The 26,998-nt window shown below is 32.1% G+C and carries 27 protein-coding genes; 16 read left to right on the top strand and 11 right to left on the bottom strand.

What is annotated here, in order from left to right; genetic code table 11:
* Positions 1 to 2 precede the first annotated feature (2 nt).
* Positions 3 to 1,469 carry a T9SS type A sorting domain-containing protein gene (locus ABD939_RS05990; protein WP_345165708.1) on the top strand — a complete coding sequence of 489 codons (1,467 nt, stop codon included), beginning with the start codon at positions 3 to 5 and terminating at the stop codon, positions 1,467 to 1,469.
* 73 nt (positions 1,470 to 1,542) lie between these two features.
* Here ABD939_RS05990 and purH read toward each other — a convergent pair whose 3' ends face one another.
* Together purH and ABD939_RS05980 are read right to left on the bottom strand one after the other, a co-directional pair.
* The gene (gene purH / locus ABD939_RS05985) at positions 1,543 to 3,075 is read right to left on the bottom strand and encodes a bifunctional phosphoribosylaminoimidazolecarboxamide formyltransferase/IMP cyclohydrolase (RefSeq protein WP_345165705.1); all 1,533 of its coding nucleotides are present in this window, start codon (positions 3,073 to 3,075) and stop codon (positions 1,543 to 1,545) included.
* A 142-nt stretch (positions 3,076 to 3,217) separates the two neighbouring features.
* Positions 3,218 to 3,673 carry a GAF domain-containing protein gene (locus ABD939_RS05980; protein WP_345165702.1) on the bottom strand — a complete coding sequence of 152 codons (456 nt, stop codon included), beginning with the start codon at positions 3,671 to 3,673 and terminating at the stop codon, positions 3,218 to 3,220.
* 71 nt (positions 3,674 to 3,744) lie between these two features.
* Between ABD939_RS05980 and xrtF the strand changes: the two genes are divergently transcribed.
* From xrtF to ABD939_RS05945, 7 genes are all read left to right on the top strand, one after another.
* Entirely contained in the window at positions 3,745 to 4,296 is a 552-nt protein-coding gene (gene xrtF / locus ABD939_RS05975; protein ID WP_345165699.1) for an exosortase family protein XrtF, read from the top strand.
* Positions 4,289 to 4,717, top strand: coding sequence for an exosortase F system-associated membrane protein (locus ABD939_RS05970; RefSeq protein WP_425550278.1), 429 nt, complete (start codon positions 4,289 to 4,291; stop codon positions 4,715 to 4,717). Before xrtF ends, ABD939_RS05970 begins: the two co-directional genes overlap by 8 nt.
* A gap of 56 nt (positions 4,718 to 4,773) precedes the next feature.
* Positions 4,774 to 5,175: an HYC_CC_PP family protein gene (locus ABD939_RS05965; protein ID WP_345165693.1), complete on the top strand. Its 402-nt coding sequence runs from the start codon at positions 4,774 to 4,776 to the stop codon at positions 5,173 to 5,175.
* Between the two features lie 103 nt (positions 5,176 to 5,278).
* On the top strand, positions 5,279 to 5,998 hold the full coding sequence (locus ABD939_RS05960) for a heavy metal translocating P-type ATPase (RefSeq protein WP_345165690.1): 720 nt from the start codon (positions 5,279 to 5,281) through the stop codon (positions 5,996 to 5,998).
* Positions 5,999 to 8,236 carry a TonB-dependent receptor gene (locus ABD939_RS05955; protein WP_345165687.1) on the top strand — a complete coding sequence of 746 codons (2,238 nt, stop codon included), beginning with the start codon at positions 5,999 to 6,001 and terminating at the stop codon, positions 8,234 to 8,236.
* A 79-nt stretch (positions 8,237 to 8,315) separates the two neighbouring features.
* Positions 8,316 to 8,675 (top strand): heavy-metal-associated domain-containing protein, encoded by a 360-nt coding sequence (locus ABD939_RS05950; RefSeq protein WP_345165684.1) that lies wholly within the window; start codon positions 8,316 to 8,318, stop codon positions 8,673 to 8,675.
* Positions 8,676 to 8,685: 10 nt separating this feature from the next.
* Positions 8,686 to 9,051: a DUF2200 domain-containing protein gene (locus ABD939_RS05945; protein WP_345165681.1), complete on the top strand. Its 366-nt coding sequence runs from the start codon at positions 8,686 to 8,688 to the stop codon at positions 9,049 to 9,051.
* Between the two features lie 37 nt (positions 9,052 to 9,088).
* Here ABD939_RS05945 and ABD939_RS05940 read toward each other — a convergent pair whose 3' ends face one another.
* The 9 genes from ABD939_RS05940 to miaB all read right to left on the bottom strand — a co-directional run bounded on the left by ABD939_RS05940 (position 9,089) and on the right by miaB (position 16,928).
* Positions 9,089 to 9,748, bottom strand: a complete 660-nt coding sequence (locus ABD939_RS05940; RefSeq protein ID WP_345165679.1) for a DUF6090 family protein — start codon at positions 9,746 to 9,748, stop codon at positions 9,089 to 9,091.
* Between the two features lie 135 nt (positions 9,749 to 9,883).
* The gene (gene groL, locus ABD939_RS05935; protein ID WP_345165676.1) at positions 9,884 to 11,515 is read right to left on the bottom strand and encodes a chaperonin GroEL; all 1,632 of its coding nucleotides are present in this window, start codon (positions 11,513 to 11,515) and stop codon (positions 9,884 to 9,886) included.
* A gap of 22 nt (positions 11,516 to 11,537) precedes the next feature.
* A complete protein-coding gene (locus tag ABD939_RS05930; RefSeq protein WP_345165673.1) occupies positions 11,538 to 11,813 on the bottom strand; it encodes a co-chaperone GroES in 276 nt (91 codons plus the stop codon).
* A 141-nt stretch (positions 11,814 to 11,954) separates the two neighbouring features.
* Positions 11,955 to 12,311: a preprotein translocase subunit SecG gene (gene secG / locus ABD939_RS05925; protein WP_345165670.1), complete on the bottom strand. Its 357-nt coding sequence runs from the start codon at positions 12,309 to 12,311 to the stop codon at positions 11,955 to 11,957.
* Between the two features lie 5 nt (positions 12,312 to 12,316).
* Positions 12,317 to 13,255, bottom strand: a complete 939-nt coding sequence (locus ABD939_RS05920; RefSeq protein ID WP_345165667.1) for a hypothetical protein — start codon at positions 13,253 to 13,255, stop codon at positions 12,317 to 12,319.
* A 34-nt stretch (positions 13,256 to 13,289) separates the two neighbouring features.
* On the bottom strand, positions 13,290 to 13,793 hold the full coding sequence (gene lptE, locus ABD939_RS05915; protein WP_345165665.1) for an LPS assembly lipoprotein LptE: 504 nt from the start codon (positions 13,791 to 13,793) through the stop codon (positions 13,290 to 13,292).
* A 51-nt stretch (positions 13,794 to 13,844) separates the two neighbouring features.
* A complete protein-coding gene (locus tag ABD939_RS05910) occupies positions 13,845 to 15,116 on the bottom strand; it encodes a sigma 54-interacting transcriptional regulator (protein ID WP_345165663.1) in 1,272 nt (423 codons plus the stop codon).
* 15 nt (positions 15,117 to 15,131) lie between these two features.
* On the bottom strand, positions 15,132 to 15,473 hold the full coding sequence (locus tag ABD939_RS05905) for an avidin-fold protein (protein WP_345165661.1): 342 nt from the start codon (positions 15,471 to 15,473) through the stop codon (positions 15,132 to 15,134).
* Between the two features lie 6 nt (positions 15,474 to 15,479).
* Entirely contained in the window at positions 15,480 to 16,928 is a 1,449-nt protein-coding gene (gene miaB / locus ABD939_RS05900) for a tRNA (N6-isopentenyl adenosine(37)-C2)-methylthiotransferase MiaB (RefSeq protein WP_345165659.1), read from the bottom strand.
* A 157-nt stretch (positions 16,929 to 17,085) separates the two neighbouring features.
* On the opposite strand from miaB, the gene ABD939_RS05895 reads away from it, so the two are divergent.
* The 8 genes from ABD939_RS05895 to porL all read left to right on the top strand — a co-directional run bounded on the left by ABD939_RS05895 (position 17,086) and on the right by porL (position 26,978).
* Positions 17,086 to 17,538, top strand: a complete 453-nt coding sequence (locus tag ABD939_RS05895; RefSeq protein WP_345165657.1) for a hypothetical protein — start codon at positions 17,086 to 17,088, stop codon at positions 17,536 to 17,538.
* 31 nt (positions 17,539 to 17,569) lie between these two features.
* Positions 17,570 to 18,817 (top strand): LVIVD repeat-containing protein, encoded by a 1,248-nt coding sequence (locus ABD939_RS05890; RefSeq protein ID WP_345165655.1) that lies wholly within the window; start codon positions 17,570 to 17,572, stop codon positions 18,815 to 18,817.
* Positions 18,818 to 18,917: 100 nt separating this feature from the next.
* Complete coding sequence (locus tag ABD939_RS05885; RefSeq protein ID WP_345165653.1) at positions 18,918 to 19,700, top strand: hypothetical protein; 783 nt, start codon at positions 18,918 to 18,920, stop codon at positions 19,698 to 19,700.
* A 146-nt stretch (positions 19,701 to 19,846) separates the two neighbouring features.
* Entirely contained in the window at positions 19,847 to 20,788 is a 942-nt protein-coding gene (locus tag ABD939_RS05880) for a lipid A-modifier LpxR family protein (protein WP_345165650.1), read from the top strand.
* A gap of 110 nt (positions 20,789 to 20,898) precedes the next feature.
* The gene (gene topA / locus ABD939_RS05875; RefSeq protein WP_345165647.1) at positions 20,899 to 23,391 is read left to right on the top strand and encodes a type I DNA topoisomerase; all 2,493 of its coding nucleotides are present in this window, start codon (positions 20,899 to 20,901) and stop codon (positions 23,389 to 23,391) included.
* Positions 23,392 to 23,566: 175 nt separating this feature from the next.
* Positions 23,567 to 24,733 carry a formimidoylglutamase gene (locus tag ABD939_RS05870; RefSeq protein ID WP_345165645.1) on the top strand — a complete coding sequence of 389 codons (1,167 nt, stop codon included), beginning with the start codon at positions 23,567 to 23,569 and terminating at the stop codon, positions 24,731 to 24,733.
* Positions 24,734 to 24,895: 162 nt separating this feature from the next.
* On the top strand, positions 24,896 to 26,260 hold the full coding sequence (gene porK / locus ABD939_RS05865) for a T9SS ring complex lipoprotein PorK/GldK (RefSeq protein WP_486303712.1): 1,365 nt from the start codon (positions 24,896 to 24,898) through the stop codon (positions 26,258 to 26,260).
* A 79-nt stretch (positions 26,261 to 26,339) separates the two neighbouring features.
* Positions 26,340 to 26,978, top strand: coding sequence for a type IX secretion system motor protein PorL/GldL (gene porL, locus ABD939_RS05860; protein ID WP_345165643.1), 639 nt, complete (start codon positions 26,340 to 26,342; stop codon positions 26,976 to 26,978).
* Positions 26,979 to 26,998: the final 20 nt, after the last annotated feature.

Below are 26,998 nucleotides of genomic sequence, written 5' to 3'. Positions count from 1 at the left end.
TAATGAAAAGAAAATTACAATTAAATTTCATAACAAAAAGCGTTGTTGCTTTGTTGTGTTTTTTTGTAGGAACTTTTGGAGTGATGGCTCAAGATGTCACTTTTACAAGTGTAAATCCTACTACTGATGTTTTAACGATTTCTAATCCGGGATCGTCTATGGTTAATTTAACGAATTATCAATTATGTTTAGGTCCAGGAACTTATGTTCAAATAGGATCACTTACACCAATAAGTGGTAGTATTATGTTAGCTCCGGGAGCAGACGTGGAATTATCATATTCAGGAATGGAAACTGCAGCAGATGGATTAAGCTTGTTTAGCAATAGTAATTTCGGTTCATCTAATGCAGCAGATTTAATATCTTATGTACAATGGGGAGCAGCTAATCAAGCCAGAGTAAGTCAAGCAGTAACGGCTGGTCGTTGGGATAATGCAAATAATTTCGTTTCGGGTAATGCGCCTTATACTACTACAACCGGTGGATCTGCCGCTTCGTGGAGTACATCATGTGTTGCTGACGGAGGAGTCTTAACTGGCGGGCCATTTTCATTTACAACAGGTGATGGAATAGCAGATAATATTCCAGAAGGCGCAATAACGGTAGCAAACAGTCAAGGCGAGAACTTTGCATGGGTAGTTACCGATGCTGCGGGTTATATTTTAGGATTACCACCAACATTTAGTGCTGTAGATTTTGATGGAGCAGGAGCAGGTAACTGTTTAGTATGGTATTTAGCATGGGATGGAGAGATAACAGGAGCAGAACCAGGAAAGAATGCGAATGATATCGAAGGATGTTTTGATTTGTCAAACTCAATATTAGTAGAGCGTAACAATGCTAGTGGTTGTGATGCTAATGGAGGTGATTTATTTGGCGGGCCATTTTCATTTACAACAGGTGATGGAATAGCAGATAATATTCCAGAAGGCGCAATAACGGTAGCAAACAGTCAAGGCGAGAACTTTGCATGGGTAGTTACCGATGCTGCGGGTTATATTTTAGGATTACCACCAACATTTAGTGCTGTAGATTTTGATGGAGCAGGTGAAGGTGTGTGTTTAGTTTGGTACTTAGCTTGGGAAGGGACTATTACAGGATTAGAAGTAGATTTAAATGCAAATGATATCCAAGGATGTTTTGATTTGTCAAATCCAATAACAGTTAATCGATTAACAGGAGTAGATTGTAGCTCATTATCAACGGATGATTTTTCTGCAGAATTTGATTTCGCTCTATATCCTAATCCTACCAAGAATTCATTAACTATGAAGTACAAAGGAAATCAAAGTTTAGATTTAGACATACAGGTTTTTGATATGTTAGGAAAACAAATTATGAGTAAAACATTATCAACAAGAGGTGAAATGACTTTAGACTTTAGTGATTTAAATATTGGAACCTATTTCTTGAATATTTTAGACAAAGATTCAGGATTTAGTACAACTAAAAGAGTCGTGAGAAATTAATAATAAGAAGTAGTTGATTGAAATAAAAAAAGAGCACTAATTTAGTGCTCTTTTTTTTTGTAATTTTATTTTTTTAATGTTTAAAATGACGTGTTCCAGTCATAACCATGGCTACATTATTTTCATTACAATAATCAATACTTAATTGATCTTTTATTGAACCACCTGGTTGAATTACAGCTGAAATGCCAGCATTGTTTGCAATTTCAACGCAATCAGGAAATGGGAAAAATGCATCACTCGCCATAACCGCACCCTTTAAATCAAATTTAAAAGTACCAGCTTTATGGATGGCTTGTTCTAAAGCATCAACACGACTTGTTTGCCCTGTTCCACTGGCACATAGTTGCTTGTTTTTAGCTAAAACGATTGTGTTTGATTTGGTATGCTTACAAATTTTTGAAGCAAAAATTAAATCATCAATTTGAGCCTGAGTAGGCGCTATGTTAGTTACGTTTTTTAAATCTTCAGCCTTATCAGTAATACTGTTTCTATCCTGAACTAAAACACCGTTTAAACAACTTCTTACGTTTGTTTTTGGCATCTCAATATCATGAATCACTAATAGAATTCTATTCTTTTTACCTTTTAATACCTCCAGTGCTTCAGCAGAAAAAGAAGGCGCAATAACCACCTCACAGAATAATTTATGAATTTCTTCAGCAGTTGCAAAATCAATTTCTTTGTTGCTAATTAGTACACCTCCAAAAGCTGAAACTGGATCTCCAGCTAAAGCATCCACATAAGCTTGGTGTAACGTTTCTCTTTGCGCTAATCCACAAGCGTTATTGTGTTTTAAAATAGCAAATGTTGGTGCATCGTTTTTAAACTCTAACATTAAATTTACAGCAGCATCAACATCAAGTAAATTATTATAGCTTAATTCTTTACCGTGAAGTTTTGTGAATAATTCATCAAATTCACCAAAGAAAAATCCTTTTTGGTGTGGGTTTTCGCCATAACGTAAAACTTTACCATTAGTTTCGCTAATTTTTAAAACAGTTTCTTCTTGGTTTGCGTTGAAGTAATTAAAAATTGCAGTATCATAATGGGAAGACACGTTAAAAGCTTTTCCAGCAAAACGTTTTCTATCTTCTTCAGAAATTGATCCTTTATTCTCAGAAATCAATTCTAAAAATTCTGCATAATCGTCAACAGAAGAGACGCAAATTACATCAGCATAATTTTTGGCTGCTGCACGAATTAACGAAATACCACCAATATCAATTTTTTCAATTATATCTTGATTACTTGCTCCAGAAGCAACAGTTTTTTCAAAAGGGTATAAATCTACAATTACAACATCTATTTGAGGAATTTCATATTCAGCTAATTCAGCAACATCACCATCATGATTTTGACGGTTTAATATACCGCCAAAAACTTTTGGATGTAGCGTTTTAACACGTCCGCCTAATATTGATGGATATGAAGTTACATCTTCAACAGGAACAACATTAATGCCTAAATCGTTAATAAATTTCTCAGTACCACCAGTAGAATAAATGGTTACACCTTGTTCATCTAATTTTTTTACAATAGGTTCTAATCCGTTTTTGCTAAATACTGAGATTAATGCTGATTTAATGGTCTTTTCGTTGCTCATTAGTTGTGTAATTTTAAAAAATTAAGTGTTTTCTGCTTGAGTTTGCAAATAATCGCAAAAGTACTTATTTCCTTTAAAAAAAAGAGATGAGTTTGATTAAAAAACGAGTGTTTTTTTAACGAAAAAGAGAAGTTGTTAACAACTATAAAATTTCAGCAACTTTACTGCAAACAAACTCTAAAAATCGTTCGTCTTCTTCTGTAAAGGGGTCTGGTGTATTTGAATCAATATCTATCTGGCCAATATTTTCACCGTTTACAAAAATAGGCACTACTATTTCTGCTTTTACAGTTATACTACAGGCTATATAGTTGTCTTGAGCAGCTACATCGGGTACTACAAAATTTTTATTACTTACAGCAACTTGTCCGCAAATTCCTTTTCCAAATGGAATAATTGTATGGTCTGTAGGTTCACCAACATAAGGACCTAAGATGAGTTCTTCCTTTTTACCATTTCTAAAATAGAAACCAACCCAATTATAATAATCTATTTTGTTTTCTAGTAATTCACAAATTTTTAAAAGACAATCATTCTTGTCCGTTTTTGTGTTTGCTAAAATAGATTCTATTTGCGGTTTTAACTGTTCAAAAATCATAAATTCAAAAGTTTTGGTAAAAGTATTTAAAAAGGCTTAAATTCGGTATCCAGTTATTATATAATTTTTTTGTGAAATCACTTTTTGTAAAATACAAGTCGGTTATAAAGTTTATACTCACTTTTTTGTTAGTATATGTTTTGTGTACTGTATTGTATAAATTTTATTTGCAATATTCTGATGGTTCAAAATTCTACCCAGATTATATGACTAATTTGGTCGCAAAACAGAGTGAATCGTTACTAAATAGTTTGGGTTACGAGGCTAAAGTATTACCTCACCCAAATGAACCTTCGATGAAACTTATGTTAAACGGAAATTATTTGGCTCGAATTATTGAGGGTTGTAATGCTGTAAGTGTTATTATTTTGTTTTTTTCATTCGTAATTGCATTTTCAGGAAAGTTAAAAATCACTTTATTATATATTTTTTCTGGGAGTGTTTTAATTTATGTGGTTAACTTATTTCGAATAGTTATTTTAAGTTTAGGCTTATATCATTACCCTGAAAAATCTGAGGTTTTACATACCGTAATATTTCCAGCTATTATTTATGGGATGGTTTTTTTATTATGGATTTTTTGGGTTAATAGGTTTTCTAAATTTAACAAGAAAGATGGATAAGGCTTTAAAATACATATTGTTGTTTTTCTTTTTTGGGTTGTTAGTGCTAATTCGATTTTTTGAAAACGATTTGTTTTACGACCCGTATTTAACTTTTTTTCAAAATGACTATTTATATATTGATAGCCCTCGACGAGAGGTTTTAAAAGTAATTTCTTTTACAACACTACGGTATATTTTAAATACTGGAATTTCTCTATGTATTATATATCTTTTTTTTCGAGACAAGAGTGTATTAAAGTTTTCGATTTTAGTATATGGTATCTCATATTTGATACTCATTTTACTTTATTTATACTTTGTAATTAATCCAAAACAAGAAGACTATTATTTGTTTTTTAACATTCGTAGATTTTTAATTCAGCCAATAATTTTAATCCTTCTATTGCCAGCATTTTATTACCACAAGCTAAAAGGTTAATTGTTAAGCTTATGATAAAAAAGATAGAGGTTGTATTTTTTTTGTAATTTTGTAACGTGATAAAGCAAATTTTACATAAATCATTTTCTGCTTTCTTAGCATTGTTGGTAGTGTTTTCTACAGTTTCATTTACCGTAGAAAAGCATTACTGTGGCGATGTTTTAATTGATGCTTCTGTTTTTTCAGAAGTTGAAAAATGTGGAATGGAAGCTATAGAAAAGTTGCAAAAGAAATCATGTTGTAAGGATGAGCTTGACTTTGTAAAAGGACAAGACGAACTAAAATTTTCATCGTTTGAAGATTTAAATTTTGAACAACAACAATTTACATTAGCTTTTGCTAAAACTTATCTGAATGGTTTTGAAAGCTTACCAAAACAAATCATTCCTCACAAAGATTATTCTCCACCTAATTTAGTCGCCGACATACAGGTTTTAGATCAGGTTTTCTTAATTTGATTTTTAGTTTTTGTAATTTTTTAAATGTTTCACTAAGCGTAGTCTAAGTGTGACTTTTAGGTCTATTTATTAGATTTTTTCAAAAACTATTAATTAAAAAATCATGAAACAAACATATTCAGTTACAGGCATGATCTGTAATGGTTGTAGAACTTCTGTAGAGGATAAACTTAATGCACTTCCGCAGGTAAAATATGCATCGGTTAATCTAGAAACCTCTGAAGCAACTATCGAAACCACAGAGAAGATTTCTATAGAAAAGTTGCAAGATACTCTTTCTGAAAAGTATACTATTTCAGAAAAAAACATATTTAATACAGTACCTATTAAAACCGAATCGAAAAGTGATTTACAACAATTATTTCCTTTGTTTTTAATATTCTGTTACATTATTACAGCTTCTGTTTTGTTAAATAGTAAGCCTTGGGAGTTAGGAGCGTTTATGCTCGATTTTATGGGTTTATTTTACATCGTTTTTAGCTTTTTTAAGTTTTTAGATTTAAAAGGTTTTCCGAAATCTTTTAGAATGTACGACCCTCTTGCAAAGGTTGTCCCGATTTATGGTTGGCTATACCCTTTCATTGAAGTTATTTTAGGTGTTATGTTTTTAACCCGATTTGAAATTTCAATAGCATTAGTAACTACGCTAATTATTTTAGGAATAACAACTATTGGTGTTACCAAAGCATTACTAAGTAAAAAAGCAATTCAATGCGCTTGTTTGGGTACAGCATTAAAACTACCCATGACAAAAGCAACCTTTATTGAAAATAGCATCATGATTATCATGGCAGTTATAATGCTAATTAAAACTTACAATTAAATGAAACAATTGATATATATAGTATTGATGTTTCCCGCTTTTCTTGTTTCTCAAGAGCGTATTTCAGGAAAAGTACTCGAAGCAAATAATGAAAATCAAGATATAGGTTTGGCGGGAGCAAACGTATATTGGTTAAATTCTGAGGTTGGTACTGTTACCAATATTGATGGTGATTTTACTCTGTTATACAAACCCGAGTTTAATAAATTAGTTATTAGTTATGTAGGATTTAAAACCGATACCTTAACAATTAATTCACCAAAATTCATTAAACATTGGTTAAAGCCAACTGATAATTTAGATGAAATAACAATAACTTCAAGAAAACAAGCAACAGCAAAATCGTATATGCAAGCACAAAATGTTTTTACAGTAAGTAGTGAAGAGTTGTTAAAAGCTGCCTGTTGTAATCTCTCTGAAAGTTTTGAAACTAATCCGTCTATCGATGTTAATTTTGCAGATGCTATTTCAGGAACTAGGCAAATAAAAATGTTAGGGTTAACAAGTCCATATATTTTAATAACTACGGAGAATATACCATCTATTAGAGGTGCATCTCAAGCATACGGACTGAGTTTTATTCCTGGAACTTGGGTAGAAAGTATTCAAGTTACAAAAGGTTCGGGGAGCGTGGTTAATGGATTTGAAAGTATTGCAGGTCAGATAAATACCGAATTGGTAAAACCATCAACAGATGATAAACTATTTGTAAACTTATATGGTGCAACAAACGAACGTTTAGAGCTAAATACGCATATAAATACAAAAGTAAATGATAAATGGTATACAGGCCTATACCTACATGGTAATACACATAACAAAAAGCATGATGTAAATAATGATGGTTTTTTAGATATGCCATTGTTTAATCAAATTAACGTTATGAACCGTTGGCAATATGTAGATACACAAAAAGGCTTCGTGAGTTTTATTAATTTGAAGTTTTTAAATGATGAAAAGCAAAGTGGTCAACTAACTTTTAACCCGGAAACAGATAGGTTAACTACCAATAGTTGGGGTAGTGAAATTGATACAAGGCGCTACGAAGTTTCCACAAAGTTTGGTTATGTAAATCCAGAAATACCTTGGCAGAGTTTAGGTGTTCAAACCGCTTTTAGTAGTCATAATCAAGAATCTTATTTTGGATTGAATACCTATAATATTAAGCATAATAGTTTATATGCAAATGCTATTTACAACTCTATAATAAGCGATTCTAGACATAAAATTAAAACAGGAGTTAGCTACACTTACGACCACTATGATGAGTTTGTAAATACAATTGATTATGAAAGAACCGAAAATTCAGTAGGTGCGTTTTTCGAATATAGTTTTGATAATTTAGAGCTTTTAAATCTTACCGCAGGTATTCGTGTAGACCATCATAATTTATTAGGAACATTTGTAACGCCAAGGCTACATGCAAGATATTCGCCATGGAGTAAATCTGCATTCAGAATCTCATTTGGAAGAGGAAAGCGAAGTGCAAATATTTTTACTGAAAACCAGCAACTATTTTCAACATCTAGACAAATTAATATTTTAAATTCTGGAGGAGTTATTTATGGTTTAGATCCAGAAATAGCTTGGAATTACGGTTTTTCATACTTGCAAGGGTTTAATCTCTTTGGACGAAAAGCAGATATTACTTTCGATTATTATAAAACAGATTTTGTAAATCAAGTTGTAGTAGATTGGGAAACCCCAACAGAAATTAATTTCTACAACCTAGAAGAAAAAAGCTTTGCAAAAAGTTTTCAATTAGAATTAAATTATAATGCTTTTGAAGGTTTCGATTTAAGAACAGCATATAAGTTTTATAATGTAAAAACCGATTATAATTCAGGTAGACTAGAACGACCGTTAACACCAAAACATCGTTTTTTTATTAACTTGGGGTATAAAACAAAACTAAAAGAAAACAATGCGCAATGGAAGTTTGATACAACATTTAATTGGCTAGGAGACCAGCGATATGCAAATACAACTGCCAATCCGGTGCAGTATCAATTACCAGAAAGAACACCAACTGTAGCAACATTAAATGCGCAAATTACCAAAGTATTTTCTTCTAAATTTGAAGTATATTTAGGAGGAGAAAACATAACTAATTTGAGGCAGCCAAACCCTGTTTTAGGAGTAGATGACCCTTTTGGTGCAAATTTTGATTCTACTTTTGTGTATGGCCCAATTTTTGGAAGTATGTATTATGCGGGATTGCGATATAAAATAAAATAAAAAGAATTTTCTCGAGCGCAGTCGAGATATTTAAATTTAGGTATCGACTGCGCTCGACCTAACTAAAAAATAAACAAATATGAAAAATGTTATAATAATAGCTTTAATGCTAATTGGAACCACAACTTTTGCCCAAAATAAAAATGCTAAAACAACCATGGAGGTTGATGGTGTTTGCGGCATGTGTAAAGCACGTATTGAGAAAGCATGTTTAAGTACAAAAGGTGTTAAATATGCACAGTGGAATATTGAAACACATGAGCTCAAATTGATTTTTGATGAACGTAAAACCGATACTAAGGTGATAAAAAGCAATGTGTTAGCTGCAGGACATGATGTTGAAGAAGAAAAAGCTACTGATGAAGATTATGCAAAAGTACATGCATGTTGTAAATACCGTGATGAGAATTTAAAGGCAGAACATGAAAATGACAATTAAAACATAACCAATGAAAACAACACCAGAACACAATGAACGTATTAGAACAATGAAGTTCTTTTCAGTTTATCCACATTATGTAACTAAGGTTGAGAAAAAGGGAAGAACTAAAGAAGAGTTACATATGGTAATTACTTGGTTAACTGGTTTTGATGATGCCAAAATACAAGAGCTCATAGACCGAAAAGTAACGTTTGAGGAGTTTTTCGGAGAAGCCGAAATTAATCCAAATGCAGAACTAATCAAAGGTGTTATTTGTGGTTACCGTATTGAAGAAATTGATAATCTCTTAACAAAGCAATGTAGATTTTTAGACAAGTTGGTAGATGAATTAGCAAAGGGCAGAAAAATGGAAAAGATTTTGCGATCAAGTTAATTTGTATCTAAATATTTCTTTCTTATGTTAGTTTAATTTAAAGGTTGTTTAGTTTTTCCGAAATTACTTTAATTAAACTATCGCAACTTTTAATGCCACGTTCGCTTGCTTGCTTTTTTAGTATAAGAGAGCCATTCATACTTTGTAAAATGTTTTTTAATAATTTCTCATCTTTAAACCCAAGTCCGCCTTGCCGCATAGCATCATAATCCATGTTATGAATAAAGTAATCTCCAACGTATTGTTTATGAATAATTTCTTGTCGTTCATAATCTTTTAAGATTGTTTTATAATCGGAATAATGTGTTTCTATAGTGGTTTTAAGCTCAAAATCATTAACTAAGCTAAAATGGCCAGAATTAATCATAGATTGATATGTAATGTCTTTTGGGTTAAAATCGGTTAATTGCATAATTCCGAAGATTTGACGGATCCCTTTTTTCTTATTTGGGTCTGTCTCATTAAACAGTGGCATTACTTTTTGTAGAGTACCTATTTTTGTATCTAATTCTTTAGAATTAGTTTCAAGATTAGTTTTATCAATTTCAAGATCATTCTTAATGCTGCTGAGATACTGAAATTTTAACTTATCATCCTTAGATGTTTCAGCACATTTATTCATGCTAAAAGCAATTGAAATACCTATAATTACAATTAAAACTTCTCCAAAAGCATATTGCCAATTTATTTTTTTCATGTGTAAAGTATTGAATTTTAAAACTAAGAAATATTGGTGAATAAAAAAACGCTTCCATATTGGAAGCGTTTTTTAATACTTATGTTACTCGCTACATCTAATAGAAAAGAGTGAGTTATAAATTGTGATTCGCCATTACATCATGCCCGGCATTCCGCCACCTCCCATTGGAGGCATCGCAGGAGCATCTTCTTTAATATCGATTAAAGCACACTCTGTTGTTAGAATCATACCAGCTACAGAAGCTGCATTTTCTAATGCAATACGAGTTACTTTCTTAGGATCGATAATACCAGCTTTTAGCATATCTACATACTCGTCAGACTTTGCGTTGTAACCAAAATCTTTTTTGCCTTCTAAAACTTTATTGATAACAACAGAGCCTTCACCTCCAGCATTTTCAACAATAGTTCTTAAAGGAGCTTCAATAGCTTTATTAACGATTTGTACACCTGTTGTTTCGTCAAGATTTGTAGTTTCTAATTTGGTTAAAACAGATTTTGCTCTAACTAGTGCTACACCACCACCAGCAACAATACCTTCTTCTACAGCAGCTCTAGTTGCATGTAAAGCATCATCAACACGGTCTTTCTTTTCTTTCATTTCCACTTCACTTGCAGCACCTACATAAAGCACAGCAACACCTCCAGCTAATTTTGCTAAACGTTCTTGTAGCTTTTCTTTATCGTAGTCTGAAGTAGTAGTTTCTATTTGAGATTTAATTTGGTTTACTCGAGCTTTGATGTCAGATGCTTTTCCAGAACCGTTTACAATAGTTGTGTTGTCTTTGTCAACAGTTACTGTTTCGGCTGTTCCTAACATAGATAAATCTGCATTTTCAAGAGTAAACCCTCTTTCTTCAGAAATTACAGTTCCACCAGTTAAGATAGCTATGTCTTCTAACATGGCTTTACGTCTATCTCCAAATCCTGGTGCTTTAACAGCAGCAATTTTTAATCCACCTCTTAATTTATTAACTACTAAGGTAGCTAATGCTTGTCCATCAACATCTTCAGCAATAATTAATAACGGACGACCAGATTGAGCAACTGGTTCTAATATTGGAAGAATTTCTTGTAGGTTGGAAATCTTTTTATCGAATAATAAAATGTATGGATTTTCTAAATCAGCAATCATTTTATCTGAATCTGTTACGAAATACGGTGATAAGTAACCTCTGTCAAATTGCATGCCTTCTACAACATCCACATAAGTCTCCATTCCTTTAGCTTCCTCAACAGTAATAACACCTTCTTTACCAACTTTTTCAAAAGCTTGAGAGATTAATTCTCCAATAGTATCATCGTTATTAGCTGATATAGCAGCGACTTGTTTAATCATTTCAGAAGAGTTTCCTACTTTTTTAGACTGTTTATCTAAATTTTCAGTAATGGCTTCAACGGCTTTATCTATACCACGTTTTAAATCCATTGGGTTAGCGCCAGATGCTACATTTTTAAGTCCTTCTTTTACAATAGCTTGAGCTAAAACGGTAGCAGTTGTTGTACCATCACCAGCTAAATCGTTAGTTTTACTAGCAACTTCCTTTACCATTTGAGCACCCATATTTTCATGCTCATTTTCTAACTCAATTTCTTTTGCTACAGATACACCATCTTTAGTTACTTGTGGTGCACCAAAACTTTTACTAATTATAACGTTACGTCCTTTAGGGCCTAAAGTTACCTTTACAGCATTTGCTAATGCATCTACTCCACGTTTTAAACCGTCACGTGCGTCAATATCAAATTTTATATCTTTTGCCATTTTATTTAGTTTTATTTTTTAATTAAACAATTGCTAGAATATCACTTTCTCGCATGATTAAATAATCTTTTCCTTCAAGTTTAAGCTCTGTTCCTGCATATTTACCATACAAAACAGTGTCACCTACTTTTACTGTTATAGGCTCGTCTTTAGTGCCTTTACCTGCAGCAACAACAGTTCCTTTTTGAGGTTTTTCTTTAGCGTTATCTGGAATGATAATTCCTGATGCTGTTTTAGTTTCAGCAGCAGCAGGTTCAATAAGAACTCTGTCTGCTAATGGTTTAATGTTTAAGCTCATTTTTATATTCTTTAATTAATTTAATTGTGATTTATGTATTTGGATTATGCTAAAAATGTGCCAATGCCGGTAAACTGACAAACTTTCAGAAACAAAAAATGCCAACTGGATTAGTTGGCATTTTTTGTTGTTTTTATTGAATTACTCTTGAGGAGTTTCAATAGGTTCAGCAGCATCATTTGCTGTATCTGAAGGAATAGTTGGTAAAGATTGTGTTGTTGTTGCATCAACATCTAAAGCTTTAGAGTCTAGATTTTCACCGCCTCTATTAATGGCTACATTTGATAGCAAAATTAACGCTAACAATAATGTTGCTAAAGTCCAGGTACTTTTATCTAAAAAATCTGTTGTCTTTTTTACACCACCTAATTGCTGTGTACCACCACCTCCAAATGAAGATGACAAACCACCACCTTTAGGGTTTTGCACCATAATTACTACAATTAGTAAAAATGCTACTACCACTATTAGTGCTAAAAATATTGTAAACGTACTCATTATTTCTATTTATTTTGTTCTTGTAATTGTTCTATTGCTTTAATTTGGTTTGCAAAGAAACTACTTTTTTCTGGATATTTCAAACTTAAAATTTTATAAGATTGAATCGCTTTTTTGTAGTTTTTTTGCTCAACATAAATACGTGCTAAAGTCTCTGTCATTAAAGCTTCAGGTTGTATTAATTGTGCTTTGGCAAGATTGCCTTTTGTAACTGTAGATTTTAAAGGGCTTATTTTAGGATTTTCTGTTATAAATTTATCAATTAACTCAAACTTTTTAGCTTTCTCTTTATCAGAAATTGATGCAACTTTAGTTTCAGTTTTTGGTTCACTTTTATTTTCTTCCCTTTTTATGGGCTTAAATCTAGTTAGCTTTAGCCATTCGTTGAAAGAATGTGTTTCTCTTTTATCAAATTGAAGTGGTTTTCCTAAGTTTAATATCTCTTCAGCTGATGCTTCCTTTGTTTCTAATTCTGTAGCAATGATTTCAATAGATTCTGATTCGTCTAGAACAAAAGGTTTCTTTGGTCGTTCTTCTTTTGGAAGAAAAAGTTTCGGATCTAAAACACCAGATGTGTCTTTTATTTGTTGCCTTAAATCATTATCAATAGTTACGCTTTTATTTACAGACACATCTTCAACGTCTACATCTATATCTTTTAAGTGGGCAATGTTTTGTTTAATGAATTGCGAAATTTCATTTTGAACAAAATTTTCAGATGTTATAAAATCGAACAAAATACTTCGGTCTGTTGTGTAAGCCGCTGTAGTTTTAAGTTCTTGATTGTATTTAAAACTACCTTGGTCTTTTAAGCCTTTAAGATAAACCGCCCGAGCCGATTGGAAATATGGAAATTCATCAATAATAGATTTTACAGTCTCAGTTTGCTGATGTGAAATACCCTGTGGATGTTGAAGTATGTATGTAAAATCTTTTTTGTTCATTGGCAAAATCAAATTTGTTATTTTGAAAAAGTTACTACCATTTTGCTAACGTAGCGTTTATAATGTCTTGTGTAATTCTATCAAAAATTTCTTCATGAGCAGTGGCTTTTTGTGCTCCTATTAATTGAGCACTCCCTGCATAATCGAAAAAAAACGAGAAGTTTTGTTCAATATCATCTTCTGCATTATTCTTATTATAAAACCTAACTTTAACGCCTATGGTTAATCTGTTTTGTGCTGCAGTGTTTTCAGAAGTAGCCGTTGTAGGTGATATTCTATATTCTGAAATTTCACCTTCATAAACTAAATCTGCATTATTAGCTACTAAATTATAATTGGTTTGGTCTTGTATTAAATCTTGTAACGAATTTTGAAAAAGCAAATCTAAACCAGGTTCAAATAATAACGCTGTGTTTTCAAAACGATTTACTTGAAACGTATCTGCCTTAATAGAACTGGGTTGAGTAAAACCGTAAATTCCACAAGATTGAACCGATGTAATGATTAATACTAAACAGATATATTTTATTAATTTCATAGTATTCTAAAACTTTACGTAAAAATGCTGATTACTAAATTTAACGACAAATTAAAGATCGTATTGTTTAATCTTTCGGTACAATGTGCGTTCGCTAATTCCTAATTCAGCAGCCGCTAATTTACGCTTTCCGTTGTGACGCTCAAGCGATTTTTTTATTAATTCTAATTCTTTATCGTGTAGTGATAGTGTTTCTTCTTCTTCAATTTCTTCAGCAAAATGATATTTATCTTGAGAATCTGAGGCGTTATCAACTATAGGAACATGTTCTGGGATAGATAATACTTCGCTTTCGTTTATGGTGTCTTCATAATTAATTTCTTCATCTTCATCATTGCCATAAATTTTTTGAATCAGGCTTTCGTTATTTTTTTCAACATCTTTGATGTTGCCGTTTTTCATGAGTTCCATTGTTAATTTTTTCAAGTCGTTGAGGTCTGCTTTCATGTCAAAAAGTACCTTGTAAAGAATTTCTCTTTCACTACTAAAATCACTTTCAGATTTTGATGTTTTAATCACAGCAGGTAAATTTGTTCCAGATGATGCCGGTAAATACCCTTGAAGTGTTGAAGCGCTTACGGTTCTATTTTGCTCTAAAACAGAAAGCTGTTCTGCAATATTTCTTAACTGACGAATATTTCCACCCCAGCGATGTTTTAATAAAACCTGAATAGCATTATCAGTAAGTTTTATGGTTGGCATTTTGTATTTCAATGCAAAATCACTAGCAAATTTTCTAAACAATAAATGAATATCTTCCTGCCTTTCTCTTAGAGGAGGTAAATTAATATCTACAGTGCTTAAACGGTAAAATAAATCTTCACGGAATTTCTCTTTTTCAATGGCTTCAAACATATTTACGTTTGTTGCTGCTACAATGCGTACATCGGTTTTTTGAACTTTACTAGAGCCTACTTTTAAAAACTCTCCATTTTCTAAAACACGTAACAAACGTACTTGTGTTGTGAGTGGTAATTCGCCAACTTCATCTAAAAAAATAGTGCCACCATCTGCAACTTCAAAATAGCCAGCACGGGTTTGAGTTGCACCTGTAAAGGCACCCTTTTCATGCCCAAATAGTTCACTGTCAATAGTTCCTTCTGGTATTGCACCGCAGTTTACCGCAATATATTTGTTGTGCTTTCTATGAGATAATTGATGAATTATTTTGGGAATACTTTCCTTACCAACACCACTTTCACCAGTTACTAAAACTGAAATATCAGTTGGTGCTACTTGAATTGATTTTTCAATTGCACGGTTTAGTGATGGTGTATTCCCAATAATACCAAAACGTTGTTTTATAGCTTGAACCGATTCCATTTAATTTATGATTTTTTAATTCTCAATATATTCAGAAATTCCACTTTCATTTTTGTCTTCTAGCCATTTCCAGTTAAGCGTTAACTTTATTTTCTCATCATTAGTTAAGCTAATTTTTGCAATAGCTTTTCCTGCTTTTAGTTCATTATCTGTTGTTATACATTGGTATAACATATCAAGTGTATTGTTACTTAAGTTAGCAATTATTTTCCCATATTTAATAGTGCCTCCATAATAATCGGCAGTTACCAAATTATCTTCTTGTTTGTATTTAAATATGGTTTCAGAACTTACTTTTCCATTTTTAGAGTTTTCTAAAAGTGAAAATGTTTTATTATTAAAGTTGAATTCTGACATTACTATTTAGTTATTATCTGAATATCCGATGGCTTCTCCAATAAGTGTTGCACTTGTACAATCTGTAACTTTCACATTTACAAAATCACCTATTTTATATTGTTCTTTGGCGAACACGCAAACGATATTTTGAGGTGTACGACCTGACCACTGAATTTCTGATTTTTTCGATTGTTTTTCAACTAAAACTTCCACAGTTTTACCAAGCCACTCTTTAGTTTTGATTTCACTGTGGGCGCGTTGTAAATCAACAATATCTTGTAATCTTCGTTTTTTTGTCGCTTCGGGGACATCATCTTCCATATTTCTACCAGCCATGGTTCCTGGGCGTTCAGAATAGGTAAACATATATCCGAAATTATATTTTACATATTCCATTAATGAAACGGTGTCTTGAAAATCGGCTTCCGTTTCTGTTGGGAAGCCAACAATCATATCTTGACTTATAGCACAATTTGGAATAATACGACGAATATTATCAATCAATTCAAAATACTCCTCACGAGTGTGCAAACGGTTCATGACCTTTAAAATACGATTGCTACCACTTTGTACAGGCAAATGAATATGGTTACAAATATTTTGATATTTGGCCATGGTTTCGACCACATCAAGTGTTAAATCTTGTGGATTTGAAGTTGAAAAACGAATTCGCATTTTAGGTTGAGCCTTTGCACAAAGCTCTAATAATTTTGAAAAGTTTACTGAAGTAGCCTTTTGAATATCGCTGGCCTTTCCAAAATCCTTTTTAAGTCCGCCGCCATACCATAAATAGCTGTCTACATTTTGCCCAAGTAGTGTAATATCTTTATAGCCTTTGCTCCATAAATCGTTTACCTCTTCAATGATACTTTGTGGATCTCTACTGCGCTCGCGTCCGCGAGTAAAAGGAACAACACAAAATGTACACATATTATCACAACCGCGTGTTATGGAAACAAAAGCGGTAACGCCATTGGTGTTTAAACGCACAGGTGCGATATCTCCATAGGTTTCTTCTTTAGAAAGGATGACGTTTATGGCATCTCTTCCTTCATCAACTTCGGCTAACAGGTTTGGTAAATCTTTATATGCATCAGGTCCAACAACCAAATCGACTATTTTTTCTTCCTCAAGAAATTTTGTTTTTAAGCGCTCTGCCATGCAGCCTAAAACACCCACTTTCATTTTTGGATTGTGGTCTCTTTTTACAGCATTATATTTTTCTAAACGTTTTCTAACAGTTTGTTCTGCTTTATCTCGAATAGAACAGGTGTTTACTAAAACCAAATCGGCTTCTTCAAGATTTTTTGTGGTATTAAAACCTTGATTTGCCATAATGGAAGCTACAATTTCGCTATCACTAAAATTCATAGCACAACCATAACTTTCAATAAAAAGTTTACGTTTATTGCCTTCTTTTTGTTCAATAACTAAAGATTGGCCTTGTTTATTTTCGTCTATTATCTTTTCCATAGTTTGTCGATAATGCTATCGGTCAATAAGCATGCAAAGATACAATTTATTTGTGTTTTATGACAAAGTGGCAGTTCGAATTTTAAAAAAAAGAAACTTTTAAAACGCAACCATTAATGGAAAATGGTATCTATAGATTAAAACTAAATATTTCTTGATGAAGATGATTAATCCATTAAAAAGAGTTGTTCCTTTTTTATTTATTTCAATGTTATTTTTAAGTACACAATGTGATGAAGATGATATTGTTGCTGATGATTTTCCTTGCGAGTTTTCAGTTGTAGTTAACCAAACTGAATATGATAATTTAGTTTCTGATAATGTTACATTAGTAAATGCCGAAATAAGTCTTGATTGTTTGTTTCTTACAATAAGTTCGTCTGGCTGTAGTGGAGAAAACTGGACTTTTAATTTAATTGACTCTGGTGCCATTGCGGAATCTTCACCAGAACAACGCTTTTTAAAATTTGCTTTAAATAATGACGAAGCGTGTTTGGCAGTTATAGATAGAACCATAAGTTTTGATTTGAAACCTTTGCGAATTTCAAACAGCAACGAAATAATATTAAATATTGAGGGTTTGCCTGATTCTTTGAATTACAAATACTAAAAAAAATAATCTTTAAAAATACAACCTAGTTATGAAATTTAAATACGCTTTTTTGTTTTTAGCTTTTACGGTCATGTTTTCATGTAATAATGATGACGTAGAATACGAATTTGTTCAAGTTGCCGTACCAGAGTTAATGAGTAAGTCTGATTTTAGAAAATCAGTGGAAATTACATCTCCAAAAAACATTGAAAAAGCGGGTAAAATTTATGCTTACAGTAATTTTATTTTTGTTAGCGATGTAAATAAAGGCGTTCATATAATAGACAATTCAAATCCTAGATTTCCTAAAGCAATCAAATACCTTAAAATACCGGGAAATGAAGATATTTCCATAAAAAACAATTTTTTATATGCAGATAGCGCCACAGATTTGGTGGTTTTTGATATCTCAGATATTAACGCAATTACGCAAGTTGAACGTTTAGAAGATGTATTTGATATTTATAACACTATAAGAATACCTATTGAAGCGCAAATAGCAGATTATGCTAATTATGATTATGAGGACGATATTATAGTTGGTTGGACAGTAAAAAGAGAAAGACGCGAGAAGGTTGATAATAGTGTTTTAATTGATAATGCTTTTGATGGTATAAGAGCTTTTGCAAATGGTGCAGAATCTAATGTAGGTGTTGGAGGTTCTTTAGCACGCTTTCAAATAGTTGATAATTATTTATATACCGTTGGATCTCATGCCATGGCTATATTCAATATTCAAGATTTGGCATCCCCTACACTTACAAATACACAATATGCTGGCTGGAATATAGAAACCATGTTTCAAGCAGATGATTATCTTTATCTAGGAAGTACAAACGGGATGTATATTTACAGCTTAAACAACCCATCTTCTCCAGAATTTGTATCAGAATTTGTTCATTGGGAAGGCTGTGATCCTGTAGTGGTTGATGGCGATTATGCCTATTTAACACTAAGAGGCGGTAATTTATGTGGGCAGCAAGAAAGTGTTTTAGAAATTATTGACATTAGTGATAAATCTAATCCTGTTTTAGCAGCAAGGCATGAGTTAGAAAATCCTTATGGTTTAGGAATTAAAGACAATCTTTTATTTGTTTGTGATGGAACTGCTGGTTTAAAACTATTTAATAAAACAGATCCTTTAAAAGTTAAAGAGCTGAAGAACATAAAAAATATTCAATCAAAAGATGTTATTCCACTTCAAAATTCTCTATTAATGATTGGTGATGAGACTTTATACCAATATGAATATTTGCAAAACGATGTTAGGTTAATAAGTAGTTATTCTTTAAACTAACAAAGCGAACTTGAAATAATAAAGAATCCTGCTTAACGTAGGATTTTTTTGTTTTAATAAAATCAGTACATTTATAATCTAACAATAACCAAACAAAAAAATGAATACAATTAGTAGTTTATTAGATAAAATTGAACGTGCTAAAGAATTAGATTTCGGAACTATTTTTGGGGAATCTATCGAGTTATTTAAAAAAACATGGCTTCAAGGTTTCTTATTGCAACTATTTACATTAATAGTTATGCTGCCATTAATTATTGTTTTATACGCCCCTTTTATTGGGATGATAATTGCACAACAAGAGAGTGGTTACGGAGATAATGAGGTCTTTAAAGACTTTTTTGCAGGAATGTCCATATTGTATGTATTGGTTGTTATAGTTGGTGTTTTTGTTTTAGGTACTATTTCTGTGGCATTAAATGCTGCTTTTTATAGAATAGTAAAAAAATTAGATTATGATGAGCAAGTCATAACTTCAGATTTCTTTTATTTCATTAAAGGGAAGTACCTAAGTAAAGTTTTCATATTAATGTTAGCTTCCTTTGGTATTGGTATTTTGGCTGCCATACTATGCTATTTGCCAATAATTTATGTAATGGTGCCCTTATCTTACTTTGCTTTAATCTTTGCTTTCAATCCAGAATTAAGTGTTGGAGAGGTAGTAAAGGCTAGTTTTAAACTTGGTAATAAAAAGTGGTTATTAACATTTGGCTTAATTATAGTGGCTTCACTTTTAGCACAAATAGTAGGTTTTTTACTGTGTGGTATTGGTACTTTATTTACTGCAACTTTTGTGTATCATCCAATATATTTAATATACAAAAATGTTGTAGGTTTTGAAGAAAATGATGCCATAGAAGAAATAGGAACTGCCTCAGAATAAATTATAGTCTTAATAAAAAGAGTTGCTTATTTACATGTGTAACTCTTTTTATTTGGAAAAATAATTTGTTGATAGGAAAACCGATAGTTTTTAGAGATTAATACGACAGAAATTATCTGAATTTTTAAGATGACATTCGGTTTTTAATGAAACAACTTTTATTCTATAAATTATTTCGATTTATCACATTAAACTGTTTTCTAGTTTATATTATGTTTGTTTCTGGTTTTGTTTGGAGCCAAAATCAAGAATTAGAGCTTACAATAAGTAACGATAAATTTGCTTTAATAGACAGATATTACACCAGTGGGTTGCATCTTACCTTTAGAAAAGGTTTGAGTGAAAATTTCTTGTTTTCAAAAACGCAAAACAATAAATTACAATTAAATATAACTGTAGGTAATGAAACGTATACTCCAGAAAACCTAACATCCTTTGATAATAGAAATTTTGATCGCCCCTATGCAGGATGGTTTTTTGGAAAAATTGAGCTTGGAAAAATAAAAGAAAAGTCAGCTATATTTATGGCTTTAGAGTCGGGTGTAACTGGAGAAGAATCGTTGTCTGGAAAATTACAAATTGCACTTCATGAATTTTTAAATATTGATAGTAGACCAACTTGGGCAGATGAAATTGCATATAAATGGCTCTTTAATTTTAAAACATCATTGGTTAATGATTTTAATATTAATAAAAAGAATGCTTTTCAAAACCGAGTTAATGCTAGCTTTGGAAGCAAAGATATTTTTGTAGGTAATGATGTTTATTATTTCTTCGGAAATTTTAATAATCTTCAAAATTCTTCTAGATTAAATTTGGTGGATTCAAAGAGAACAAAAGAATTTTTTGGTTTTATTTCTGCGGGTTACAAATATGTGTTATTAAATACTTTAATTCAAGGTAGTCCTTTTAATAGTAGAGATCCATTTACAGCAATTGCAACAAACCACCTATTTAAACTGAGTACAGGAGGCGTTTTAAAAACAAAAAAGAACATATTTAAAGTAGGTTTTTATTACAATACTAGAGAGACTCCATTATCTAAATATCATATTTATGGAGCGTTAACATTTGGTTTTATTTTATAATATTTGTGGAATGTTTATGTTGAAAAAGGGATAAATTAGAAGCTAAAAGACAATCTAATTAGGTAGATAAACTTTTTTTCACATACATTTGTAGCTTCAAAAAATCAAGTATGGCAAAGAATTTAGTAATTGTAGAGTCACCAGCTAAGGCAAAAACTATCGAAAAATTTTTAGGAAAAGATTTTAAGGTAGAATCTAGTTTTGGGCATATTTCTGACTTGCCTTCTAAAGAACTAGGCGTTGATGTTGATGGTGATTTTAATCCAAAATACGAAGTTTCAAAAGATAAAAAGGCAGTTGTAAAAAAACTAAAAGACTTAGCAAAAAAAGCTGAGTGGGTTTGGTTAGCTAGTGATGAAGATCGCGAAGGAGAAGCTATTGCTTGGCATCTTGCCGAAACTTTAAAATTGGATAAAAACAAAACGAAACGTATTGTTTTTCATGAAATTACAAAATCTGCAATTCAAAAAGCCATTGAAAACCCAAGAGGCATAGATTACGATTTAGTTGATGCACAACAAGCCCGACGGGTTTTAGATAGAATTGTTGGTTACGAGTTGTCTCCGGTACTTTGGAGAAAAGTAAAGGGTGGTTTGTCTGCAGGACGAGTACAATCGGTTTCAGTTCGTCTTATTGTTGAGAAAGAAAGAGAAATTGAAGGATTTACTCCAGTTGCCTCATATAGAATTGATGCAGAGTTTTCAAATGAAAATGGGCAAACCTTTAAAGCAAAACTTCCAAAGAATTTCTCAACAAAAGAAGAAGCTCAAAAATTCTTAGAAAAGAATGCGTTGGCAGATTTTAAGGTTGCAGATTTAACAAAGAAACCTGCAAAAAAATCACCAGCAGCTCCATTTACAACATCAACTCTACAACAGGAAGCATCGCGTAAATTATATTTTTCAGTTAGTAAAACCATGACTATGGCTCAACGCCTTTATGAAGCAGGTTTAATCACTTACATGAGAACAGATAGTGTTAATTTATCTGATGAAGCAAGAAAAGGGGCAGAGACGGAAATTAAAAGTGCTTACGGTTCTGAATACAGTAATCCTAGAAATTATAAAGGAAAAGCTAAAGGAGCTCAGGAAGCTCACGAGGCTATTAGACCAACAAATTTTGCTACGCATTCTGTTGATATAGATAGAGATCAAGCCAGATTATACGATTTAATATGGAAACGCTCTATTGCCTCTCAAATGAGCGAGGCTAAGTTAGAGCGTACCAATGTAAAAATTGGAGCTTCAACGCATAAAGAAACATTCTCAGCAAATGGAGAGGTGATTACTTTTGATGGATTTTTAAAAGTATATCTAGAAGGAACGGATGATGAAGATGTTGAGCAAGATGGTATGTTGCCAGCAATGAAGGTAAATGAAACACTACTTAATAACTATATAACAGCAACTGAGCGTTATACGCGTCCACCGTCAAGGTATACAGAAGCCTCTTTGGTTAAAAAACTAGAAGAGTTAGGTATTGGTCGTCCGTCAACTTATGCGCCAACTATTTCAACTATTCAGAATAGAAATTATGTAGAAAAAGGGACAGTTGAAGGTGAGGAAAGAACCTATTCACAACTTACTTTAAAAGAAGGTAGTGTAAAAGATATTAAGCTTACCGAAAAAGTAGGTTCAGATAAAGGGAAACTGGTTCCAACAGATATTGGAATGATTGTAACAGACTTTTTAGTAAATCATTTCGAGTATATTTTAGATTACAACTTTACTGCAAAAGTTGAAGAAGATTTTGATGATATAGCAGATGGAAAGGAAGATTGGAAAAAAATGATGAAATCGTTTTATAAAGATTTTCATCCTGTAGTTGAAGATGTAAAAGAAAATGCCGATAGAGAATCTGGAGAACGTATTTTAGGGGAGGACCCAAAAACTGGAAAAAGAGTTAGTGTGCGTTTAGGGAAGTTTGGGCCAATGGTTCAAATAGGAACTGTTGATGATGAAGAAAAACCACAATTTGCAAGTTTAAGTCCAGACCAACAATTAAATACCATAACCTATGAAGAAGCCATGGATTTATTTCAGCTTCCAAAAACTTTAGGTAATTATGAAGGAGAAGAAGTTCAGGTAAATAATGGAAGATACGGTCCTTATGTAAAATTTGGTAGCGCATTCGTTTCTCTTCCAAAAGGCACAGATCCTTTAAGTGTTGAGCTTGACGATGCTATTGTTTTGATAAAAGAAAAACAAAAAGCAGACGCACCTATATATATGTATAAAGATTTACCGGTGCAAAAAGGTAAAGGGCGTTTTGGACCATTTATTAAATGGAACAACATGTTTATTAACGTAAATAAGAAATATGATTGGGATAATTTATCAGATGATGATATTATTGAATTAATAGAAACCAAAATTCAAAAAGAAATTGATAAAGTTATTCATAATTGGGAAGATGAAGGCATTCGTGTTGAAAAAGCACGTTGGGGAAGACACAATGTTTTAAAGGGTAAAATAAAAGTGGAGTTGCCTAAAACGGTTGATGTTTCTGAAATGACATTAGACGAAGCTAAAGCCATTATAGAAGCAAAAACTCCAAAAAAGAAAGCGCCTAAGAAGAAAAAAACAACTACAAAAAATAAGTAATTTTATAAAAAACTTTTCATATTAAACGTTTTGTAATTATTTGAGTTTAAATTTTATCATAATAATTGCATTTTATCGGTTATTTTAACACATTGGTAATAAAAAACTCATTTATTCTATTGATATTTGTGTTTAGCCAAATTTAAATGTTATTTAAATAATTGCTTTGTTTTAGATGAATTTCAATTTTTTATCTCCAGTACCAGATTTAGTTTTAGCACATACCGAGTTGCTTTCTATGCAAGCCATAGGAAGAAAACTAAAAGTACACTCTGCTCAAAATGGAATTCCAGATTTAGATGGTGTAGATGTAGCCATAATTGGTGTGCTTGAAAATAGAAATGACGTTAATTATATAGGAGAAGAATTTCAGTTAAACGAAATAAGAAAATCATTTTACGGACTTTTTCCTGGAAGTTGGAATACCACAGTGGCAGACCTAGGTGATATTAATAAAGGTGAAAGTGTTGAAGACACTTACTTCGCTTTAAAAACAGCAGTTAGTTTACTAATTAAAAAAAATATCATTCCAATTATTTTAGGAGGCTCTCAAGACCTTACATATGCTAATTATAGAGCTTATGATAATGTAATTCCTATGGTTAATATTGTAAATGTGGACTCTCAATTTAATTTAGGTGATTCTACAAAACCCATTAAAAATAATAGTTATGTGGGTAAAATAATTTTAGATCAGCCATATAATCTGTTTAATTACGCTACAATTGGCTATCAAACCTATTTTAATTCACAAGAAGAAATAGATTTGATGGATAGCTTGTATTTTGAATCTTACAGACTTGGAGAAGTATCTAAAGATATTACTATAGTAGAACCTGTTTTAAGAGATGCGAATATTGTAAGTATAGATTTAAATTCTGTAAAAGGTGCTGAGGTTAGTTTAAATCAAAAACACTCACCTAATGGTTTGGACGGAAAAGAAATTTGTGCCATTTCTAGATATGCGGGAATTAGTAATAAAGTAACCTCATTTGGAATTTATGAATACAAACCCTCAAAAGATGATGAAATTACATCAATGTTAGTTTCACAAATGCTTTGGTATTTTATAGAGGGTGTAAATTATAGAGTTAAAGATGATGATTTTTCTGATGATAGAAACTATCAGAAGTATATAACCCTTGTGGAATCTGAAGAATTAGTGTTTTATAAAAGTAATAAAACAGGACGTTGGTGGATTGAGATTCCTTTTTTAAATGAAATCAATAATAAATTAAAAAGACATACGTTATTACCTTGCACGCACAAAGATTACCTTGATGCATGCGAAAACAAAGTGCCAGAACGTTGGTATAAAGCGTTTCAGAAGAATTGTATATGATAGACAAAGCATGGTCAAAAGGTCAATTTCATCGGCAAAATGCTATTTTTTTACGATGAAACGTAATTTTTTTAGATAAAAAGTTGTTTATTCGAAAATATATAAATATGTTTACGCTCTCAAATGAAGCTTAAAATAATTAACCTCGAGTTTTCTATGGATATTAAGAAGTTTATTTTATTAACCGCAGTATTAGCAATACTAACAAGTTGTGGCTCTAAAGATAGAGGCGAATTAGTTGGTGTTAAAGGAAAAAAATGGCATCCAGAAAAGCCATATGGTATGGAACTTATTCCAGGTGGAGCATTTATAATGGGTAAAGCCGATGATGATTTGGCAGGTATTCATGATGCCCCGGCCAAAACAGCAACCGTAAGAGCCTTTTATATGGACGCTACCGAAATCACAAATAGTGAGTATCGTCAGTTCGTACATTGGGTAAGAGATTCTATTGTAAGAATGGAATTAGCTAAACTTGCTGATGAAGTTGGATTAACTCAAGAAGATGAAGGAACTATTGGTGAGTTCGCTTTTAAAGATGCCGATACTACTGATATGTCTGTTTATGACAAGTATATGTTTGAAAACTATACAGGCTTAGGTCCAACAGGTTTTGAAGGTAGAAAAATCAATAAAGATATCGATCTAATTTTTGATACCTCAGAGTATATTGATGAATATTATGCTGAAGTGATGGATACTATGTATTTACCACTAGAAGAATCTTATAACGGCCAACGTACATGGGATGTTAAAAAGTTCAAATTCCAGTATAATTACATGGATATCCAAGAAGCTGCAAAAAATAGAGGTATATCGCGTAAAGACGCTATCAAAAAAGAAGAAATTGAAATTTATCCTGATACAACAGTTTGGATTAGAGATTTCGCATATTCTTATAACGAGCCTATGCATAACGACTATTTTTGGCATGATGCCTATGGCGATTATCCAGTAGTAGGTGTTACTTGGAAACAAGCTAAAGCATTTTGTGAGTGGAGAACAATTAACAAAAACACATACCAAAAATCTAAAAAAGGTTCAGCAATGGTAAATACATTTAGATTACCATCAGAAGCCGAGTGGGAGTATGCCGCTCGTGGAGGTCTTCAAGCTGCAACTTACCCATGGGGTGGTCCTTACACTAAAAGTGATAGAGGATGCTTTATGGCAAACTTTAAACCTGTAAGAGGGGATTATGCTGCAGATCAAGCATTATACACTGTTGAAGCAAAATCTTATGAGCCAAACGATTATAATTTATATAACATGGCTGGTAATGTTTCTGAATGGGTAAATGCATCTTACGACCCCAACTCTTATGAATATACATCAACAATTAACCCAAGTGTAAACGATGCTAACAATCAACGTAAAATTGTTAGAGGAGGATCTTGGAAAGATGTTGCTTACTTCCTACAAGTAAGTTCTAGAGATTATGAGTACGCAGATTCAGCAAGAAGTTTTATAGGTTTTAGAACCGTTCAAGATTACATGGGGACAGCAGTAACTAAAAACGGACAATAAAATTTTAATCAAATCAATAACAATAAATACTATTAATTAACCTACTTAAGTATTTCACTTAAATTAAAAACCGAAAATTATGGCAAAGTCAAAAGCAAACAAGAAATTCATGAATATGGCATATGGATTAGGAGCAGCAATTGTAATCGTTGGTGCACTATTCAAAATTATTCACTTCGAAATTGGACCACTAACAGGTAACGTAATGTTAACTATTGGTCTTGTTACCGAAGCAATTATATTCGCATTATCAGCATTCGAACCTGTTGATGATGAATTAGATTGGTCTTTAGTATATCCTGAATTAGCTGGAGGACAACAAACAAGTAAAAAAGGAGCAAATGAATCTCCAGAAGGATTGTTATCTAAAAAATTAGATGAGTTATTAAAAGACGCTAAAATTGATGGCGAGTTAATGGCAAGTTTAGGCGATAGCATTAAAAACTTTGAAGGTGCTGCAAAAAATATGTCATCTACTGCAGATTCAATTGAAGCTACTAAAAAATATGGTGAGGAATTATCATTGGCAGCAGCTCAAATGGAATCATTAAACAGTTTATATAAAGTTCAACTAGAAAGCGTTAATAAGCAAGCTGCTATTAATGAAGAATCTATTGAAAACGCTGGTAAATTAAAAGAACAAATGGAATCTTTAGCATCCAACTTATCATCATTAAATGGTGTTTATGGAGGAATGTTATCTGCTATGAACAAATAATTAGGAGTTAATCCCAAATT

Source organism: Algibacter aquimarinus (assembly GCF_039543265.1).
Taxonomy (GTDB): Bacteria; Bacteroidota; Bacteroidia; order Flavobacteriales; family Flavobacteriaceae; genus Algibacter_B; species Algibacter_B aquimarinus.
The sequence above is the reverse complement of the archived record's forward strand: the minus strand, read 5'-3'. Positions and strand labels throughout refer to the sequence as shown.